General features: G+C 37.8%; 17 protein-coding genes. 14 read left to right on the forward strand and 3 right to left on the reverse strand.

Annotation, left to right across the window (positions count from 1 at the left end):
- The first annotated feature begins 9 nt into the window (after window positions 1-9).
- Window positions 10-1119 (forward strand): DNA polymerase IV, encoded by a 1110-nt coding sequence (locus MUN88_RS15810; RefSeq protein ID WP_244716737.1) that lies wholly within the window; start codon window positions 10-12, stop codon window positions 1117-1119.
- A 221-nt stretch (window positions 1120-1340) separates the two neighbouring features.
- On the opposite strand, the gene rnz is transcribed toward MUN88_RS15810, so the two are convergent.
- Entirely contained in the window at window positions 1341-2258 is a 918-nt protein-coding gene (gene rnz, locus MUN88_RS15815) for a ribonuclease Z (RefSeq protein ID WP_244716739.1), read from the reverse strand.
- A 14-nt stretch (window positions 2259-2272) separates the two neighbouring features.
- Window positions 2273-2998: a glycerophosphodiester phosphodiesterase gene (locus MUN88_RS15820; protein ID WP_244716741.1), complete on the reverse strand. Its 726-nt coding sequence runs from the start codon at window positions 2996-2998 to the stop codon at window positions 2273-2275.
- Window positions 2999-3188: 190 nt separating this feature from the next.
- Here MUN88_RS15820 and MUN88_RS15825 point away from each other — a divergent pair, with 190 nt between their 5' ends.
- A complete protein-coding gene (locus MUN88_RS15825) occupies window positions 3189-3977 on the forward strand; it encodes an SDR family NAD(P)-dependent oxidoreductase (RefSeq protein ID WP_244716743.1) in 789 nt (262 codons plus the stop codon).
- 16 nt (window positions 3978-3993) lie between these two features.
- A complete protein-coding gene (locus tag MUN88_RS15830; RefSeq protein ID WP_244716745.1) occupies window positions 3994-4311 on the forward strand; it encodes an iron-sulfur cluster biosynthesis family protein in 318 nt (105 codons plus the stop codon).
- Window positions 4312-5145: 834 nt separating this feature from the next.
- On the opposite strand, the gene MUN88_RS15835 is transcribed toward MUN88_RS15830, so the two are convergent.
- Window positions 5146-6060, reverse strand: a complete 915-nt coding sequence (locus MUN88_RS15835) for an aldo/keto reductase (RefSeq protein ID WP_244716747.1) — start codon at window positions 6058-6060, stop codon at window positions 5146-5148.
- A gap of 96 nt (window positions 6061-6156) precedes the next feature.
- On the opposite strand from MUN88_RS15835, the gene MUN88_RS15840 reads away from it, so the two are divergent.
- The 11 genes from MUN88_RS15840 to spoIIAB all read left to right on the forward strand — a co-directional run bounded on the left by MUN88_RS15840 (window position 6157) and on the right by spoIIAB (window position 16838).
- Window positions 6157-6702, forward strand: a complete 546-nt coding sequence (locus tag MUN88_RS15840) for an NUDIX domain-containing protein (RefSeq protein WP_244716749.1) — start codon at window positions 6157-6159, stop codon at window positions 6700-6702.
- A 1-nt stretch (window position 6703) separates the two neighbouring features.
- A complete protein-coding gene (locus tag MUN88_RS15845; protein WP_244716751.1) occupies window positions 6704-7867 on the forward strand; it encodes an endonuclease Q family protein in 1164 nt (387 codons plus the stop codon).
- A gap of 80 nt (window positions 7868-7947) precedes the next feature.
- Window positions 7948-8601 carry a stage II sporulation protein M gene (spoIIM, locus tag MUN88_RS15850; RefSeq protein ID WP_369809890.1) on the forward strand — a complete coding sequence of 218 codons (654 nt, stop codon included), beginning with the start codon at window positions 7948-7950 and terminating at the stop codon, window positions 8599-8601.
- 103 nt (window positions 8602-8704) lie between these two features.
- On the forward strand, window positions 8705-9184 hold the full coding sequence (fur, locus tag MUN88_RS15855; RefSeq protein WP_244716755.1) for a ferric iron uptake transcriptional regulator: 480 nt from the start codon (window positions 8705-8707) through the stop codon (window positions 9182-9184).
- A 63-nt stretch (window positions 9185-9247) separates the two neighbouring features.
- The gene (locus MUN88_RS15860; RefSeq protein ID WP_244716757.1) at window positions 9248-9469 is read left to right on the forward strand and encodes a DUF4227 family protein; all 222 of its coding nucleotides are present in this window, start codon (window positions 9248-9250) and stop codon (window positions 9467-9469) included.
- Window positions 9470-9481: 12 nt separating this feature from the next.
- Window positions 9482-10369 carry a site-specific tyrosine recombinase XerD gene (gene xerD, locus MUN88_RS15865; protein ID WP_244724575.1) on the forward strand — a complete coding sequence of 296 codons (888 nt, stop codon included), beginning with the start codon at window positions 9482-9484 and terminating at the stop codon, window positions 10367-10369.
- 1237 nt (window positions 10370-11606) lie between these two features.
- Complete coding sequence (deoB, locus tag MUN88_RS15870) at window positions 11607-12752, forward strand: phosphopentomutase (RefSeq protein WP_369809999.1); 1146 nt, start codon at window positions 11607-11609, stop codon at window positions 12750-12752.
- A gap of 14 nt (window positions 12753-12766) precedes the next feature.
- The gene (locus MUN88_RS15875; protein ID WP_244716761.1) at window positions 12767-14068 is read left to right on the forward strand and encodes a pyrimidine-nucleoside phosphorylase; all 1302 of its coding nucleotides are present in this window, start codon (window positions 12767-12769) and stop codon (window positions 14066-14068) included.
- 733 nt (window positions 14069-14801) lie between these two features.
- On the forward strand, window positions 14802-15896 hold the full coding sequence (locus tag MUN88_RS15880) for a D-alanyl-D-alanine carboxypeptidase family protein (RefSeq protein WP_305852505.1): 1095 nt from the start codon (window positions 14802-14804) through the stop codon (window positions 15894-15896).
- A 151-nt stretch (window positions 15897-16047) separates the two neighbouring features.
- The gene (gene spoIIAA / locus MUN88_RS15885; RefSeq protein ID WP_244716765.1) at window positions 16048-16401 is read left to right on the forward strand and encodes an anti-sigma F factor antagonist; all 354 of its coding nucleotides are present in this window, start codon (window positions 16048-16050) and stop codon (window positions 16399-16401) included.
- On the forward strand, window positions 16398-16838 hold the full coding sequence (gene spoIIAB, locus MUN88_RS15890; RefSeq protein WP_244716767.1) for an anti-sigma F factor: 441 nt from the start codon (window positions 16398-16400) through the stop codon (window positions 16836-16838). Before spoIIAA ends, spoIIAB begins: the two co-directional genes overlap by 4 nt.
- Window position 16839: the final 1 nt, after the last annotated feature.

Below are 16839 nucleotides of genomic sequence, written 5' to 3' on the forward strand. Positions count from 1 at the left end.
TGTGATTACATGAAAGCATGGTATCCCAAAAACGGCCGGGTGATTTTACACGTTGACATGAATAGCTTCTATGCCTCTGTCGAAATCGTTGATCATCCGGAGTTAAAAGGCAAGCCATTAGCTATAGCGGGTAATCCTGATGAGCGAAAAGGTATCATCGTTACAAGCAGTTATGAAGCACGAAGTAAAGGTGTAAAGACCACGATGTCATTATGGGAAGCAAAAAAACGATGCCCTGATTTGATTGTGAAACGGCCGAATTTCCCACGTTATCGAGAAGTTTCGAGCCAATTATTTCGAATTTTAGAAGATTATACACCATACGTCGAACCGGTTTCAATCGATGAAGCATTTATGGACATAACCGATAGCTATGATATAGGAAGTCCGATTGAGATTGCCGAAGCCGTGCAACAGCATGTAGCGAATGACTTACAGTTACCCTGTAGTATTGGTATTGCTCCTAATAAATTTCTAGCAAAAATGGCATCGGATATGAAGAAGCCAAATGGCATTACGATTTTACGAAAAAGAGATGTAGCATCTAAATTGTGGCCATTACCTATTGATGAAATGTATGGTATCGGTATAAAAACTGCAGAGAAATTACGACGTTATGAGATCAACACAATCGAGGATCTAGTCGAAACCGATACCATGATGCTAAAGAGTATGTTAGGTGTAAATGGAGAAAAGTTAAAAACAAGAGCATTAGGGGAAGATCCACGTCCTGTCGATCCAGAGCGTGCGAGCAGTTTTAAAAGCATTGGTACTTCCAAAACATTTCCACAAGATATCGCGGATTATGACGCATTATCAGCACAGTTACATCAGTTGGCAGAAAGTGTGACGAAGCGGTTAAGGCGTAAATCTGCTTTAGGTAATACCATTCAGCTAACGATTCGATACAATGACAGAAAAACAATCACCAGAAGAACTAAAATAAATCAATATATTGAAAATGCTACAGATATTTATTTTTATAGCGAGCGTTTGTTAGAAGATCATTGGAACGGCACGCCTGTCCGTTTGCTTGGCATAACGGTTCAAAATACCGTAAAAAAAGATGATATGACGTATCAGATGAATTTGTTTGAATATATGAAAGGATTAGATTAGGAGAAGGGATTCTCTCCTAATCTTTTTCTTTATTGGTTGAAGCGGTATCACAACAATCATTTCAAAATTACCACTCTGCTAGTCGACATAATCCATAATATAGGTAGTTATATAAATACCTAAGTTAGTCAGATTCGGGCGGGGCTATGCCCGGTGTTTCTTATAAGCTAAGAAAGTATTTAGTAAGTCATTAAGAATATGCAGAGAGAATCATCTTTGTTTTAATCTATCGTTGCCTGGTAGAAGTCATGGGCGATTGTTGTATTGCTAAATAGTTGTTGAGCTTCTGTTTGCAGGACCTCCATATCTTCGTTTTGGAATCTGGAAGATATATGCGTCAAAATTAGCTTTTTAGTGCTAGCTTGTTGAGCTATGGTAGCAGCTTGGACTGTTGTCGAGTGAAAGTATTCATGTGCTAACGTTTCCTGATCTGCCGCGAAGGTTGCTTCATGAATTAGCAAGTCTACTCCCTGAACAAAGGGTATTATGGCGTCATGTGCTCTAGTATCACCTATAATCGCTAACCGTTTACCTGGTTTTGGTTTTCCGATATAGTCCTCAGATTTAACTGTATTTCCGTTTGCCAGATCAACGGTTTCATTTGACTTAAACTCTTGATAGATCGGTCCTGGTTCAATACCCTCTGCTTTTAATTTATCTACCAGTAACGGCCCAGGACTTTCCTTCTCCTCCATTAGAAAGCCGAAGCATTCGACACCATGCTGTAACTTCTTAGCAGAAACAATAAATTGCTGATCTTCAAAAATCACACCTTCCGTCAGTTCAATAATTTTAATAGGATAGGACAATTTTGTACAGCTAATCGTTAAACTCGTCTCTATAAATGCTTTAATACCCTTCGGCCCATATATTGTCACAGGATCAACACCACCTTGAAAGGAACGGCTGCTTAGCAAGCCTGGTAATCCAAATATGTGATCTCCGTGTAAATGTGTGATAAAGATTTTTTCTATTTTTCTCGGCTTGATCGACGTATGTAAAATTTGATGTTGCGTTGCTTCCCCACAATCAAACATCCAAAGCGCATTGCGTTCCTGTTCCAAATGAAGCATGATTGAGGTTACATTTCTATTTTTGCTAGGAAGTCCGGCCCCTGTTCCTAAAAACTCAACGTGCATGTATACCTTCCTCTCTATCGTGTGTTTTTTCTTAAATCGACAGCTAGTTTTGGGATATCAGTAAACATGGCATGACATTTCATACGAATAGCCCGTTTTATCGATAGTGGCAAATTAACTGTATATACAGCCACATATAAATTATGTTGTTGTGCTTCTGCTACCAGTCTATTGGAGAGTAGGCGGTTTTGAATATGAATACCTGCTGCATGAATAGATTGTGCAAACGGAACTAAATTTCTATCTCTCTTACTTGTTAGAAAAGCGTAATCTAGTTCATTTGACCATTGTTTTAGTTTAGCAATACTATCATGATTGAAGCTCGAGATCACAGTTTGTTTTACCATACTGTATTTTTGTAGCAGCTGATAAACAGTTTTCTCTAATCCAGAATAGGCGATTACATTATTTTTTAATTCGATATTCAGCTTTAGCTGCTTATCCTGATTCCAACGTAGTAAATCCTCTAAAGTTGGTATGACTGTGTTAGTGAACTTAGGAGATTTCCAGCTGCCAGCGTCTAGCTGGATTAATTCATCGTAAGTGTAGTCTTTGACAAACCCATATCCGTTGGTTGTGCGTTGCAGCTTTTCGTCATGGATCAAAACAGCTACACCATCCTTCGTTAACTGGACATCTGTTTCAATTCCATCAGCTTCATGTTTATACGCTAAATCAAATGCTGGCATCGTATTTTCTGGTGCATGTTTACTTGCTCCACGGTGTGCATAAATGATCATCCGTCACTTTCACCTCTCTTAAATAACCTCCTCATGATTGTCTAGAATATTATTGGAAAAGTCAATGGAATCGTACTAACATTTACTAATTCTTTAAAACTGTCACACTCAATGATACATTCTCGGTGCAAACAGCAAAATGTTCTGCCACATTTTCAAAATATGATATCATGAAGATGGAGTTGATCACATGAACAGATTACAAGATAAACATGTTTTAATAACAGGAGCGTCAAGTGGGATAGGAGAAACGTTGGCACATCATTTGGCAGCAAAAAGAGCTATACCAATCCTGGTGGCACGTACGGAAAGTAAGCTTGTACAAACAGTGAATGAAATCGAACAACGATATCACATAAAAGCTTATTATTATGCTGTTGATATCACTGACAGACAGCAGTGGAAAGAAACCCTTGATGAGATGTTGATGGAAATTGGAGAATTGGATGCGGTTATTAATAATGCAGGTCTTGGGTTTTTTGAACGCTTTGATCAATTGGATTGGTCAGAAATTGAAAAAATGATTCAACTCAATTTAAAGTCTTTATTTTTCACTACCTATCATCTGCTTCCGCATTTATTAAAAAATAAACCGGCGCATATTGTTAATATCGGTTCACAGGCGGGTAAGGTGCCTACTCCTAAATCATCCATCTACAGTGCAACCAAAGCTAGTGTTATTAGCTTCTCTAATGCGCTGAGAATGGAGTTGGAGGATAAGGTTTCTGTGACATCTGTCAATATCGGTCCAGTTAAAACGGCTTTCTTTGATCAAGCGGACCCGGATGGAACCTATCAAAAAAGTATACAAAGCATCATGCTAGATCCGAATGACGTAGCCGCTAAAATCACCACTGCTTTGTTCACAAAGAAAAGGGAAATCAATTTACCAGTATGGATGAATGCAGGGGGGAAGCTGTATCAAACCTTTCCTCGATTAATGGAGAAACTATTAAAACCTGCTTTTAATAAAAAATAACGAACGGAGGAATAGTATGAAATTAACCATAACAGAACAAGCACTAGAAAAGTTAAATACACTCGCAGCATCACCTTTTATTCTGGCATTAACATATGATACAGAAGGGTGTGGTTGTGGTGTTAATGGGATGCCGACGATTGCCATCAAAGATCAGCCGGATGACTATGATCAACCTGTAGAATGTGATCAGCTGGAAGTCGTGATCCATAAACAGCAAGCAACTTTCTTCAGCAATGAAATGAAATTGGATTATAACGGCACGACATTTCGACTATCAAGCCCAAATGAAATGTTAAACCCTTTTATCCATGTACATTCCGTAACAGCGTGAAGTTTTTACCTGTTTGCTATTCCATTTCATATGATTCATGGTGGAAAAACAGGCTGTCACATAACAAATGTGAGAATGTTGGATAACGAATAATTAATAAAAATAATAAATAACTACTGTTTTGGATACAAATAATATGAAGTTAAGGGAACTACGAAATAATGACAAATAGGTTAGGCTGCTTCATGCTAACTAGCGTTGAGACCATTTTGAAATGGAGTATGTGCTAGGATGCCGCTCCAGCCCAACCACTCCGCGTCCTGCATGTCCCGCGGGAGTCTACGTGGTTGGCCTACGCTAATGTGTAGGTTTTACAACTGACGCAAGAGGGAGCGTATTCACCAGTGCCCATACGTGATTCTAATGATGCATAATACTTAGCGTTTAGCTTCACTGCTTCTAGCTGTTCCAATCGTTGTGGAGTTTCACTTAAGCGTAGGAAATATGCGGAGACTCCGCATGTGTCGGCGCGATCTGAAGATCCACTTTGTCTGTGCCTGTGTCAGCTAGTATCACTTCGAAGTAAGCTTCCTCAGTACAGGGCAGCAAAGAAGCAGTTCAGTAGTAGCCTAGCTGAAGCCGTGCCCCACAGGATGCGGAGCATATTTCCGAAGCTTTGCTTAGCACTAATTACATTTCAAAATGGCAAATTGCTATATAACTGTAATTCATATCAGTTTAAATTAGAGTACTTTCGCAAGAATTTACTTCACAGAATATACATACTGCATCAGAATACGGCTGAATATAACGTGAATGTTTTTGATGCATTTAATGTTATATTCGGCCATAAATTTGACTAATATGTTGTCTTAGCTTCCATACTATTTTTATTTATCTGTGCTGATGATAAGTGTTTGCCAAGGCAATAGATTTTGTTTTGTCCAATTGTTCTTGATTAAAAGATTGATTTATTGCTTCTACATTTTCTCTCAGCTGTTCTGTACCGCTTGCCCCTGATACGACGGAAGTAACCGCTTGGTTATTTAATACATAATTCAACGCTAGTCCATTTAACGTCTGATTCGGTCTAAGCAATTGTTGCAATTGGGATACTGTATCGTTGAGATTTGACTGGTCATAGTCTAAATAGCCTTTATGAGCTTTCTGTTCAATAATGTCTGGTCCGTTTTGACTTAACATTCCTTTGGCTAGAGAGCCACGAGTGACGACACTGATCTGTTGATCTGCGAGCTCTTTTAGCATTATTTCTTCAGGTCTTCTGTCCAATATACTGTATTGCATCATCACACTTACAATATTGGATTTGTTCATGAATTCACGGATAACATTTGGTCGAATCGATGAAATGCCATAATAACGGATAACACCTTCTTTAACCAATTCCTCAAACGCCTCAATTGTTTCAGGAATAGGATCTTCGATTGTTCCACCATGTAACTGGTATAAATCAATATAATCAGTACGTAATCTTTTTAGGCTTTTTTTTACTTGTTCTTTTATATAAGATTTGCTAGGATCCCAGAACCAGCTGCCATCTTCTTTCAAATGATTCCCTACTTTAGTGGCTAGAATAATATCTTTCCGTTTGTTCTCTATCGCTTTTCCGACCATTTCCTCGTTTAATCCTTGATCATATAAATCAGCTGTATCAAGGTAATTGATGCCAAGATCGAGTGCCTCATCTATCACATTTACAGCTTGTTTAGAATCAGTTCCTAACGACATGCATCCTAGTGCAATGGAGGAGACCATTAAATCCGATTTACCTAGTTGTTTTTTTTCCACATTCGACACCCTTTCAAAAATAGTCTATATTTATTGTACAAATCACCATAAAGAAATACAATGAATGTGACTGTGAATAGAAAGGAAGAATTATGAATGACAAATTTCGAAGAAAAAACATTTCATTCTGAAACGATTTTTAATGGGAAAGTAATCAGTCTTCAGGTTGATGACGTATCTTTACCTGATGGAAAAACATCAAAAAGAGAACTGGTTAAACATCCAGGAGCTGTTGCGATCATTCCGGTTACAGAAGATAATAAAATCGTGTTTGTTAAACAATATAGAAAAGCATTAGAAAAAACAATAATCGAAATACCTGCGGGTAAATTGGAGCCAGGTGAAAAACCCGCAATTACTGCTTTAAGAGAGTTGCAGGAAGAAACAGGCTATACGACAGAGCACTTAACTTATGTTACATCATTCTACACCTCACCTGGTTTTGCAGATGAAATTATTTATCTGTATCAGACCCAATCGTTATCAAAGCTCGAACAGCCGTTGGAAACAGACGAAGATGAATTTGTTGAATTAATGGAATTGACGATGGAGGAAGCTGAAGCATTAGTCGAAAGTGAAGAAATTCATGATGCAAAAACGGCATATGCACTTCTTTATTTAAAGCTTAAAGGACTATTATAAAATGCTTAAGGATTATTATGCAGATTTACATATTCATGTTGGAAGAAACCAGTATGGTGGGCCAGTAAAAATAACAGCTTCGAAACACCTGACGATTGAGAATATTTTATTAGAGGCAAGTGAACGTAAAGGGATTGATATCGTAGGTGTGATTGATTGCCAGGCGCCGGCGGTTTTGGAAGAATTACAGCAATTGCTGTCTGATTCCAAAGCTGTTGAAAAAAAGGAAGGTGGCATTCAATTCGGCAACACGACATTGATGCTTGGTAGTGAAATCGAAATCTATGATCAAAACTGCGCAGGTCCGATCCATGTGCTTTGTTATTTTCCTTTTTTAAAGTCCATGACTATTTTTTCGAATTGGTTATCTGATCATATGAAAAATAGTCAACTAAGTTCACAACGTTTCTATGGAAGTGCAGTTGCTTTACAACAGAAAACCAAGGAGCTAGACGGGATTTTTATACCGGCACATGTATTTACACCTTTTAAAAGTTTGTTCGGTAAAGGTGTCAGACAATCATTAGAGGAAGTGTTCAATCCTGAATGGATAGATGCAATCGAACTCGGATTAAGTGCTGATACACATATGGCTGATCAGATTGCAGAGCTACACCGCTATACGTACGTTACCAACTCGGATGCCCATTCACTGGCTAAAATAGCTAGAGAATATCAACTTATTCGCATGGCAGAGCCGACTTTTAAAGAATTACAGATGGCATTCCATCAAATAGAAGAACGAAAAGTTATCAAAAATTTCGGAATGAATCCGAGATTAGGGAAATACTACACAACCGTTTGTCAAAAGTGTTTAAGACCCTATAAGGAATCACCGTGTCCACAATGCGAATCCGTCACATTTATAAAAGGAGTTGCTGATCGGATCGCAGAATTAAAAACATCTTCTCAGCCTCTATCCAACAGACCAGCCTATCTATACCAAGTGCCGTTGGAATACATACCAGCTTTAGGTCCTAAAACGTTAGATAAACTGATTGATCATTTTGGTAATGAGATGTCGGTGATCCATCATGTGAATAAAGAAGCTTTGATTCCTGTTATCGGGAATAAAATAGCAGAGATGATCATTCAGCTTCGAGAAGGAAAACTTTTAATAGAGTCTGGAGGTGGTGGGAAGTACGGTAAGATAGCTCATAAATGATTGTATTGGAAAACACATCTAGTTTAGTTCTATTTCGATCTAGCAATTCATAGATTGAAACGAGAACAAAATTAGAGGATGTGAAGCGATTGAAATTACCAAAAAATAAACACACCATCACCAATCATATTACGAAATACCATACCATCTATATATTTACGATTATTTTATTTATTACAGGTATCATTTTTGGTGCGATCATCGTGAATAGTATGACCTTTGTCCAAAAACAAGACTTATATTTCTATCTGGAACGCTTCTTTCTAGGATATTTACAAGATGAAAATCTGTCGAAACATGAGCTGTTAAAAAATGCAGCATTTTACCATATACAGTTTCTCTCATTACTATTCTTCTTAGGGTTAGCTGTCATTGGTTTACCTATTATCTGGGTTTTATTGTTTGTTAAGGGAGTCGCAATTGGATTTACGGTTGGTTTTTTTGTAAATCAGCTAGGCATGCAAGGTTTGTTATTCTCATTCTCAGCAATTGCACCGCAGAATTTGATAATCATTCCAATCTATATCATTGCGAGCAGTTTGGCTATGGTATTCTCATTATCATTGCTACAGAGTATTTTTTCCAAACGGTTTAAACATCCTGTTATGCAAATTTTCTTTCGCTATACCGCCATATTTATTGGTTTGATGGTGGTGGTAAGCCTAGCTGCTATTCTGGAATCAGCGGTATCCTTTGAGGCGATGAAATTAATATCGGACAGACTTATCAATTAATAATCATTATTAACTGATAATTATATATTCACTCTATTTATAATTATTTTAATTGACACCTTACATGGGACTATTTATAATGAGAATGTAAGGAGGTCTTCATATGGAACACCGATTAGATCGTATTAAAAAAGAATTACACGCACAAAGCTATAAATTGACTCCTCAACGAGAAGCGACTGTTCGTGTTTTATTGGAAAGAGAAGAAGATCATCTAAGTGCAGAAGATGTTTATTTGTTAGTAAAAGACAAAGCACCAGAAATTGGTTTAGCTACTGTGTATAGAACATTAGAACTGTTAACAGAAATAGAAATTGTAGATAAAATTAATTTTGGTGATGGAGTATCACGCTACGATCTTCGCAAAGAAGGAGCAAAGCATTTCCATCATCATTTAGTTTGTACAGAGTGTGGTTCTGTCGAAGAAATTACCGATGACTTATTAGAAGACGTGGAGGAAATTGTACAGACGGATTGGGGCTTTATCGTAAAAGATCACCGTCTAACCTTCCATGGCATTTGCCAAGTATGTCAAGATCGAATTTGCCGAAATTGTGAAGCGAAAAAATTGGCAGCAAAATAGGTATATTTTTCTCTAAAACTGGTATAAATTCTAATAGAATGTTTTCTATTAGGAGAATGCCATATGTCTTCCGTTTTTAAAATGTTAATGGAAATGATGAAGTTTTTTGTGATATTCGTTTTGTGTACAATGCTATTTTATTACGTTATTAAAGCGTTGCATCATGAATACGAAGATTTGCATCGTTACGAATATCCACAAGGTGACGCAGTAAAAGTATTTCAACCTCAAGAAGAAACAGATGTATGGGAAAGGCTTAGTATTTTTTTTCGATTGGGAGAATAGAAAATGAATGAGATGCAATATCCCGTGGAAGAATTTTTTCATTTTTTGAAAATTGAAAGAGGATTATCTGATAATACTTTGCAAGCCTATAAACGGGACTTGCTGAAGTATTATCATTATCTTCATACCGAACGGCAATTAACGGAATGGAATCAAGTCAGCAGAAACGACATCATGCAGTTTTTATACAGCCTGAATGATCAGGGGAGATCCTCAGCTACAATTGCTCGCATGCTATCAACGTTACGACTGTACCATCAATTTTTGATACGGGAATACCAAATAAAAGAAGACCCTAGTTTACATATAGAGACACCGAAAGCAAATCGAAAGTTACCGAAAGTATTATCAACCTCTGACGTTGATAAATTATTGAATATTCAGCCATCTGATAAATATACCGTTCGTAATAAGGCGATGTTAGAAACTCTCTATGCAACAGGATTGCGAGTTTCAGAATTAATCGACTTAAAGATGAATGATTTACACCTCACGATGGGCTTTGTACGATGCTTTGGAAAAGGATCGAAAGAACGAATCGTCCCATTAGGAGAGATGGCACGAGATGCTTTAGACAGATACATTCACACGGCCAGAAGCGATTTCGTTAAGAAAAAGTCGACGGAGACAGTGTTTGTTAATCATCACGGTAATCCATTGAGTCGACAAGGGTTTTGGAAGATTATGAAAGAACTTGCTAGAGAAGCGGGCATTGAAAAAGAATTATCTCCTCATACGTTGCGGCACTCCTTTGCAACACATTTGCTGGAAAATGGAGCAGATCTGAGAGCAGTTCAGGAAATGCTTGGTCATGTTGATATTTCCACAACACAAATTTATACCCATGTCTCCAAGTCACGTTTGAAAGATATTTATAAAAGTCATCATCCGAGAGCATAAAACGTCACGATCTGATCGTGGCGTTTTCTATACACGTAAGGAGAATTTTAGCAATGATGAAGCGCGAAGTAGTTAAAATTTAAAGAGGACCATTATAAGAAAATTACCTCGTTAATGTCGAATCACCAAATTTGCGCTTAAGCATAAGAAAATAAAAGTGCGGGTTCTTATAATATGGATTATGTCAAGCGTTGAAGTCATTTTGAAATGTTTAGTGTGCTGGTATACCACTCCGGCCAACCACTTCGCGTCCTGCGGGGCAAGGCTGAAGCTAACTTTGTGAAGAAGAACGCTTCACAAAGTGGATCTTCAGCACCTGCATGTCCCGAGGGAGTCTACGGAGGTCACTAAAAAACATATTTTGGAAATTTTTTCTCCCACTAATATAGCTATAAACAGGTTTAAAGTGGTTTTAATCCACCACTTTTATATGATATTTTGCATGAATTTGGATTCGATTTTCCTGTCGCAAATTTTTATGGACTTTTTCAGTGGCCTCGAGTCTACGTGGTTGGCCTACGCTCATGTATAGCTACAATTCATGCGACAGGTAGGATAGGGAGCATTATCTGCAGGATTTATACCTTATTCTAATGACGTATAATGCCTAGAATCACTGCTTTTAGCTGTTTCCTACGGTGTAAAACTTCCCTTAAGCGTAGGAAATATGCGGAGACTCCCGTGGGATCAGCGCGAGCTGAAGATCCACTTTGTCTGTGCCTGTGTCTACAAGTATCGCTTTGAAGCGGGCTTCCTCGGCACAAGGCAGCAATGAAGTTATTCAAGTAGTAGCCTAGCTGAAGCCGTGCCCCACAGGACGCGGAGCATATTTCCGGAGCTCGGATACACAGATAAAACATTTCAAAATTACTACATTGCAGTACAGTTTTTATTTTACATATTCCATATTATAGGTAGTTGTATATTATTTATGTTAATTAGGGCCGGGTGGGCTTTGCCGGTTTTTCTTATCTTTTAGATAACTGGAGATAAATCATTTCAATATGTCAAAAAAGTTATAATACAAGTTTACATAATGCAGATTATCTAATTCTGTTAAGTAGCTTTCCCTGGATCTTTAATTAAACGTTTTTCCATTAATCTAGTCAAGTTAGTACGGATATCATATAAACGGTTATATTACAATATTTTTGAAGCATATTAACAAGGTAGAAAGGGTATGGATTATTAGGAGGGATCGTAATTGACAACTTTTAATCGTATTTTTTTAATTGTAATGGATTCGGTTGGCATTGGTGAAGCCCCTGATGCGGCCGCTTTTAACGACAGTGGAGCAGATACACTCGGGCATATCGCAGCTCATCGAAATGGACTAAATATGCCAACAATGGCTCAACTTGGACTCAGTAATATACGACAAATAGAGGGGGTTGAAAAAGCTGAACATCCTAGAGCATATTATACAAAAATGCAGGAAGCATCTAATGGTAAAGATACGATGACAGGACATTGGGAAATCATGGGCTTGTACATCGATACACCTTTCCGTACATTCGAACAGTTCCCAAAAGAATTAATTAATGAAATAGAGAAAAGAACTGGACGAAAGGTTATTGGGAATAAACCTGCTTCCGGTACCGAAATTATTAAAGAACTAGGACCGCGCCATATCGAAACTGGAGATTTAATCGTGTACACATCAGCGGATTCTGTATTGCAAATAGCTGCACATGAAGAGGTTATCCCTGTGCAAGAACTATACGAAATTTGTAAAATTTGCAGAGAACTGACACTGGATGAAAAGTATATGATCGGTAGAGTTATTGCTAGACCGTTTGTGGGAGAACCCGGACATTTTGAACGGACAGCACACAGGCATGATTATGCATTGAAGCCATTTGGTTATACAGTAATGAATGCACTGAAAGATGGAGGCTTTGATGTACTTGCGCTAGGGAAGATTTCTGATATATACGATGGAGAAGGTGTTACGGAATCGATTCGGACAAATGATAATAAAGATGGTATGGACAAATTTATCGAATCGATGGAAAGTGAATTTACAGGTTTAAATTTTCTTAATTTAGTCGATTTTGATGCAAAATATGGTCATCGGAGAGACCCGGATGGGTATGGCGATGCTTTGGAGGCATTTGATCAACAATTGCCAGAAACTCTTGCTAAATTAAAGGACGATGACTTACTGATCATTACAGCAGATCATGGTAATGATCCAACCCATCATGGAACTGATCATACGAGAGAGTATGTACCATTACTTATCTACCATAACGGGATTGACAAAGGAGAAGATTTGCCACTTCGACAAACATTTGCTGATATTGGTGCAACTGTTGCCGATAATTTTGATGTAAAGATGCCAGAATACGGTGTTAGTTTTTTACAAGAAATTAAACCTTAAGGAGCGTATTCACGATGAGAATGGTAGATATAATTGCAAGAAAGCGTAATGGTAGTGAGTTATCTGAAACTGAAATTGACTATTTTATTTCGCATTACATGAAAGATGAGATTCCTGATTATCAAGTGTCCGCTCTGATGATGGCAATTTATTACAAAGGGATGTCAGGCACAGAAACGGCTTCGTTAACAAAAGCAATGGTTGAATCAGGTGATACCATTGATTTAAGCCCGATCAAAGGTCATAAAGTGGATAAACATTCTACTGGTGGAGTTGGTGACAAGACTACTTTTATCGTCGGTCCTTTAGTTGCTGCAGCAGGCATTCCAGTAGCCAAAATGTCAGGAAGGGGACTTGGACATACAGGGGGAACAATTGATAAATTAGAAGCCATTCCCGGTTTTCAAGTAGAGTTATCCAATCAGCAGTTCATCGATAATGTTAATCAGTTCAAGCTGGCAGTAGTCGGGCAAACCGGTAATTTAGCACCAGCAGATAAGAAACTGTATGCATTACGTGATGTTACTGCTACAGTCGATTCCATTCCGTTAATTGCCAGCTCGATTATGAGTAAAAAAATTGCATCAGGAGCAAATGGTATTGTACTTGATGTCAAAACTGGTTCTGGAGCATTTATGAAATCATTAGAAGATTCCAAACGATTAGCGAAAGAAATGGTGACAATCGGTAGTCAATTAGGACGCAATACAGTTGCTGTTATAAGTGATATGAATCAACCACTTGGTTACGAGATAGGCAATGCTAATGAAGTAAAAGAAGCGATAGAAGTGTTACAAGGTAGGAGAGTGGAGGATCTAAGGGAATTAGCTATTGAGCTTGCCGCCCACATGACGTTGATTGCTGGTATTTATCGTGATTATAATGAAGCAACAGAAGCTTTGGCAAAGTTACTGGATAACGGTAAAGCCTACGAATCCTTCTATCAGTTTGTCAAAGCACAGTCTGGTGATACATCCTATATTGAGGATCTGTCAAAATTATCAAGTGCATCTCATCAAATTGAAGTGAAAGCAGAGGAAGATGGATATGTGCATGAAATGGAAGCAGATGAGATAGGATTAGCAGCGATGCACCTTGGTGCAGGAAGAGCAAAGAAAGAAGACAAGATTAATCACGGCGTCGGTATCACGCTTCGTAAAAAAATTGCCGATCAAGTAAAAGAAGGTGACACATTAGCGATATTATACAGTGATCATGACGATGTAGAAGATATTGCAGGAATGGTAAAACAGGCGTATACAATCAAAAAAGAGTCAATAAATCAGCGGAAAATGATATATGAAGTGATCAAATAAGGTAGCAGATTTTCTGCTATCTTTATTTTTGTTTACAAGTTAAGAAAGCATATAATTCATCGTTAAAGTCGAATTGCAAAAGATATCGCTTAAGGTAAAGAAACGGGTTCTTATAATACGGATTTTCCTAAGTGGATCTTCAGTTCGCGCTGACTCCTCGGGAGTTTACATGGTTGGCCTACGCTATTGTTTCAGCTCTACAACTAATGTAAGAGCTAGTATATGGAACGGTATCTATAAGTTTCTAGAAGTGTTACCACCTGCTGCATGTAAAATATAATACAAAGCACAGCTGCTTTTACATGTACCAATCGTTGTAGAGCTCGTAGGAAATATGCGGAGACTCCCGTGACTCAGTCGTGTCCGGAAATGCCGCAGGAAAGTGCTTTTCTTTCAAAGGAAATTGAGGCCAACACCACAGGACGCGGAGCATATTTACGGAGCTTTGATAAGCAAATATAATATGTAAAAATTACCACATTGTTATACTGTTCCACTTTACATAATCCGTATTATAAGTAGCTATCATTAGCACCGAACGGGTTTATGCTCGGTTTTTCTTAAAAATATCTGCGCAAATGGTTATACCTTTGAATTTTTTTGGAAAAAATAGTGATGTTATTAATCGGAGGTGACGTTTGTGAAAAAGTTAAGTATTATTTCAGTTTTTTTATTATCAATGTTGATGAGTCAAAGTGTTGTGTTTGCGCAACATAATGACCAGCATATCTCAATGGAAGTTAATGAGAGCAGTTCACTTGACTTGGCTAAGAATTCGAAATCAGCCATTTTAATCGAACGAGATACAGGCAATATTTTATATGATAAGAATTCTGATGAAAAATTACCACCCGCTAGCATGACGAAGATCATGACGATGCTATTGATTATGGAAGCAATTGAAAAGGGAGAATTAACATTAGATGAGAAAGTGAAAGTCAGTGAAAAGGCCTCTTCTATGGGTGGATCGCAAATTTTTCTGGAAGAGGGCGAAGAAATGACAGTGGACGACTTGTTGAAGGGGATAGCTGTTGCCTCTGGAAATGATGCGAGTGTAGCTATGGCAGAGAGAATTGCAGGCAGCGAAGAAGCGTTCGTTGAAATGATGAATAAAAAAGTAAAGTACTTAGGTTTGACTTCAACAAAATTTCAGAATTCCACTGGATTACCTGCTGAGGATCATTACAGTACCGCTCATGACATGGCAGTTATGGCGAAAGCATTATTAAAATATGAAGCCATTACGAATTACACCAGCATCTATGAAGATTATTTACGAAAAGGAACCGAAAAAGAATTTTGGTTAGTTAATACGAATAAGTTAGTTCGCTTTTATGAAGGTGTGGATGGCTTAAAAACTGGTTTTACCAATGAGGCGAAATACTGTTTAACTGCGACAGCTGAGAAGGATGGAATGAGGACGATTGCAGTTGTTATGGGAGCGAAAACACCGAAAGACCGTAATAATGAAATCAGTAAGCTGCTTGATTATGCCTATGCCAAATTTGATACAAAACCACTATATGAAAAAAATCAAGTAGTAACTTCTTTTGAATGGTTAAAGGCTAATCAACAAAAAGTTGATGTCGTAACAAGTGATTCGGTATCGATCCTTTATCCAAAAGGTACAGATCTAGATAAAGTAGAGACCAAAATTACGATTTATAAGGATATTACGTTGCCATTGGAAAAAGGCACCGTCGTCGGAAAATTACAAGTGACAGATGGTGAGCAGGTAATGAGTGAAACAGATCTAATGATTTCGGAAGACGTAGAACATGCCAATTTGTTGCAGTTATTCAAACGAACATTTCAATCGTTTTTTTAAATGTTGATAAATACAGAATATTTTTGTTTTCGTCAATCGAAGTCGAAAATCGATTTATTTAGGCGATTTCGTTCTACTTTTGTCATAAAGCAGGAATATGCCCAACAAAAATAGAATTTGTAAGACAGAAAAGAACAGGGAGGGAAACTTTATGCAATTACAATCACAGTTTACAGTTGTGCAAAACGTTCTGATTGTCAGGCTAGATGGAGAGTTGGATCACCATTCTGCTGCTCGATTAAAAATTGAATGGCAGGATCAGCTTCAAAAGCAAGGAATTCAACACGTGATCCTGAATTTGAATGCACTTCACTTTATGGATAGCTCAGGGCTAGGTGTTGTATTAGGAAGATATAAAGAAGTAAAACAATTAGGTGGAGAAATGATTGTATGCTCTGTAAACCCAGCGGTGAAAAGACTGTTTGATATGTCCGGTTTGTTTAAAATTGTCCGTTTGGAATCCGATGAAGACTTTGCACTTTCCAGTTTGGGGGTGGCATCGTGAATAATGCCGTGGAATTAAAATTTAAAAGTGTCAGTGAAAACGAGGCTTTTGCCAGGGTTTCGGTCGCATCCTTTGTTTCTCAGCTTGATCCGACAATGGATGAATTAACAGAAATTAAGACAGTAGTATCTGAAGCCGTGACGAATGCGATCATACATGGTTATGAAGAAGACCCGGATCAATTTGTATATATTTCTTGTACATTAACGGATCGTTCCTTGTCTTTAGTTATTAAAGATGAGGGATCAGGCATTGACAATATTGATTTAGCGAAAGAACCCCTTTATACATCGAAACCGGAATTAGAACGTTCCGGAATGGGATTTACCATTATGGAAAATTTCATGGACAAGGTCGAAATATTATCACACCCAGGAGAAGGTACACAAGTGAAAATGACGAAAGATTTTCAGACAAGCAAAAGTATGAGTCATTAGG

It is taken from the genome of Gracilibacillus caseinilyticus (genome assembly GCF_022919115.1).
In the GTDB taxonomy this organism is placed as follows: domain Bacteria; phylum Bacillota; class Bacilli; order Bacillales; family Amphibacillaceae; genus Gracilibacillus; species Gracilibacillus caseinilyticus.

Excerpts from the sequence above, each read along its gene's own strand:
- MUN88_RS15810 (WP_244716737.1), top strand. The coding sequence starts at position 10 with ATGAAAGCATGGTATCCCAAAAACGGCCGGGTGATTTTACACGTTGAC.
- rnz (WP_244716739.1), bottom strand. The coding sequence starts at position 2,258 with ATGCACGTTGAGTTTTTAGGAACAGGGGCCGGACTTCCTAGCAAAAAT.
- MUN88_RS15820 (WP_244716741.1), bottom strand. The coding sequence starts at position 2,998 with ATGATCATTTATGCACACCGTGGAGCAAGTAAACATGCACCAGAAAAT.
- MUN88_RS15825 (WP_244716743.1), top strand. The coding sequence starts at position 3,189 with ATGAACAGATTACAAGATAAACATGTTTTAATAACAGGAGCGTCAAGT.
- MUN88_RS15830 (WP_244716745.1), top strand. The coding sequence starts at position 3,994 with ATGAAATTAACCATAACAGAACAAGCACTAGAAAAGTTAAATACACTC.
- MUN88_RS15840 (WP_244716749.1), top strand. The coding sequence starts at position 6,157 with ATGACAAATTTCGAAGAAAAAACATTTCATTCTGAAACGATTTTTAAT.
- MUN88_RS15845 (WP_244716751.1), top strand. The coding sequence starts at position 6,704 with ATGCTTAAGGATTATTATGCAGATTTACATATTCATGTTGGAAGAAAC.
- fur (WP_244716755.1), top strand. The coding sequence starts at position 8,705 with ATGGAACACCGATTAGATCGTATTAAAAAAGAATTACACGCACAAAGC.
- MUN88_RS15860 (WP_244716757.1), top strand. The coding sequence starts at position 9,248 with ATGTCTTCCGTTTTTAAAATGTTAATGGAAATGATGAAGTTTTTTGTG.
- xerD (WP_244724575.1), top strand. The coding sequence starts at position 9,482 with ATGCAATATCCCGTGGAAGAATTTTTTCATTTTTTGAAAATTGAAAGA.
- deoB (WP_369809999.1), top strand. The coding sequence starts at position 11,607 with ATGGATTCGGTTGGCATTGGTGAAGCCCCTGATGCGGCCGCTTTTAAC.
- MUN88_RS15875 (WP_244716761.1), top strand. The coding sequence starts at position 12,767 with ATGAGAATGGTAGATATAATTGCAAGAAAGCGTAATGGTAGTGAGTTA.
- MUN88_RS15880 (WP_305852505.1), top strand. The coding sequence starts at position 14,802 with ATGGAAGTTAATGAGAGCAGTTCACTTGACTTGGCTAAGAATTCGAAA.
- spoIIAA (WP_244716765.1), top strand. The coding sequence starts at position 16,048 with ATGCAATTACAATCACAGTTTACAGTTGTGCAAAACGTTCTGATTGTC.